The sequence below is a fragment of the Actinomadura physcomitrii genome, assembly GCF_008923205.2.
Taxonomy (GTDB): Bacteria; Actinomycetota; Actinomycetes; order Streptosporangiales; family Streptosporangiaceae; genus Spirillospora; species Spirillospora physcomitrii.
The window spans coordinates 1-2740 of record NZ_WBMS02000093.1; the positions used below are offsets into that span (position 1 = coordinate 1).

The following is a 2740-nucleotide window of genomic DNA, read 5'->3' on the forward strand; positions in this document are numbered from 1 at the left end:
TGTCCGGCGGTGTCCTACTCTCCCACACAGTCTCCCATGCAGTACCATCGGCGCTGAAGGGCTTAACTTCCGGGTTCGGAATGGGACCGGGTGTTTCCCCTCCGCCATGACCACCGAACGCCTCACGCACCACCCCAACTAAGGAGTGGGCAAACTCGACGTCCCGAGCAGCCGGCTCGAGAATCTTCACTTATCAAACGGGTCCCCGGTTGCTTCCCGGGAACCACACAGGGACGCGAACACTCCACACAACAGCGAGATGCTTTGAACGTTCAGTGTGTTCAAGCCACTCGGCCTATTAGTACCGGTCAACTCCACACGTTACCGCGCTTCCATACCCGGCCTATCAACCCAATCGTCTATTGGGAGCCTTACCCCCACCAAAGGCAGGGAGGGAGAACTCATCTCGAGGAAGGCTTCCCGCTTAGATGCTTTCAGCGGTTATCCCGACCGAACGTAGCCAACCAGCCGTGCCCCTGGCGGGACAACTGGCACACCAGAGGTTCGTCCGTCCCGGTCCTCTCGTACTAGGGACAGACCCTCTCAATTCTCCTACGCGCGCAGCGGATAGGGACCGAACTGTCTCGCGACGTTCTAAACCCAGCTCGCGTGCCGCTTTAATGGGCGAACAGCCCAACCCTTGGGACCTACTCCAGCCCCAGGATGCGACGAGCCGACATCGAGGTGCCAAACCATCCCGTCGATATGGACTCTTGGGGAAGATCAGCCTGTTATCCCCGGGGTACCTTTTAGCCGTTGAGCGACACCACTTCCACACGTAGATGCCGGATCACTAGGCCCTGCTTTCGCACCTGCTCGACACGTCCGTCTCACAGTCAAGCTCCCTTGTGCCCTTGCACTCGCCACCTGATTGCCAACCAGGCTGAGGGAACCTTTGGGCGCCTCCGTTACCCTTTAGGAGGCAACCGCCCCAGTTAAACTACCCACCAGGCACTGTCCCCCACCCGGATACACGGGCGCGGGTTAGACGCTCAAAACGACCAGAGTGGTATTTCACCAACGACTCCACCCACACTGGCGTGCGGGCTTCACAGTCTCCCACCTATCCTACACAAACCGTTCCAAACGCCAATGCCAAGCTATAGTGAAGGTCCCGGGGTCTTTCCGTCCTGCTGCGCGAAACGAGCATCTTTACTCGTACTGCAATTTCACCGGGCCTGTGGTTGAGACAGCGGGGAAGTCGTTACGCCATTCGTGCAGGTCGGAACTTACCCGACAAGGAATTTCGCTACCTTAGGATGGTTATAGTTACCACCGCCGTTTACCGGCGCTTAGATTCTCAGCTTCGACCCCGAAGAGTCTAACCGGTCCTCTTAACGTTCCGGCACCGGGCAGGCGTCAGTCCGTATACAGCGTCTTACGACTTCGCACGGACCTGTGTTTTTAGTAAACAGTCGCTTCCCCCTGGCCTCTGCGACCACACCCAGCTCCCCGTGCAAAACGGATCACCAGACGTGGTCCCCCTTCTCCCAAAGTTACGGGGGCAATTTGCCGAGTTCCTTAACCACAGTTCACCCGATCGCCTCGGTATTCTCTACCTGACCACCTGAGTCGGTTTAGGGTACGGGCCGCCGATACACTCGCTAGAGGCTTTTCTCGGCAGCATGGGATCACTCACTTCACCTAAAACGGCTCGGCATCACATCTCACCCTTAACGGCATGCGGATTTACCTGCACACCAGGCTACATGCTTACCCCAGGACAACCATCGCCTGGGCTGAGCTACCCTCCTGCGTCACCCCATCACTCACCTACTACCCCCTCGGGTCGACCGCTAGGCCTGAAAGAAGCCCGAAGGCCCCAACCAGGATTCGGGGTCTTAGCATCAGAGGATTCAGCGTTGGCGCATACCAGCGGGTACGGGAATATCAACCCGTTGTCCATCGACTACGCCTGTCGGCCTCGCCTTAGGTCCCGACTTACCCTGGGCGGATTAGCCTGCCCCAGGAACCCTTGGTCATCCGGCGGGAGAGTTTCTCACTCTCCATTCGCTACTCATGCCTGCATTCTCACTCCCACAGCCTCCACCACTCGATCACTCGGCGGCTTCACCGGCTGCAGGACGCTCCCCTACCCATCCCAACAAACGCTGGAATGCCACGGCTTCGGCGGTGTGCTTGAGCCCCGCTACATTGTCGGCGCGGAATCACTTGACCAGTGAGCTATTACGCACTCTTTCAAGGATGGCTGCTTCTAAGCCAACCTCCTGGTTGTCACGGCAACTCCACATCCTTTCCCACTTAGCACACGCTTAGGGGCCTTAGCCGATGATCTGGGCTGTTTCCCTCTCGACTACGAAGCTTATCCCCCGCAGTCTCACTGCCACGCTCTCACTTACCGGCATTCGGAGTTTGGCTGACGTCAGTAACCTGGTAGGGCCCATCAGCCATCCAGTAGCTCTACCTCCGGCAAGAAACACGCGACGCTGCACCTAAATGCATTTCGGGGAGAACCAGCTATCACGGAGTTTGATTGGCCTTTCACCCCTAACCACAGGTCATCCCCCAGGTTTTCAACCCTGGTGGGTTCGGGCCTCCACACCGTCTTACCGGCGCTTCACCCTGCCCATGGCTAGATCACCCCGCTTCGGGTCTACAGCATGCGACTATTACGCCCTCTTCAGACTCGCTTTCGCTACGGCTACCCGCCACCGGTTAACCTCGCCACACACCATAACTCGCAGGCTCATTCTTCAAAAGGCACGCCATCACCAACACA

The 2740-nt window shown here is 58.0% G+C and carries 2 rRNA genes; both read right to left on the reverse strand.

The features are described from left to right. Window position 1 precedes the first annotated feature (1 nt). A 5S ribosomal RNA gene (gene rrf / locus F8568_RS46355) occupies window positions 2-118 on the reverse strand. Window positions 119-277: 159 nt separating this feature from the next. Next, window positions 278-2740: ribosomal RNA gene (locus F8568_RS46360) — 23S ribosomal RNA — on the reverse strand; the annotation flags it as partial.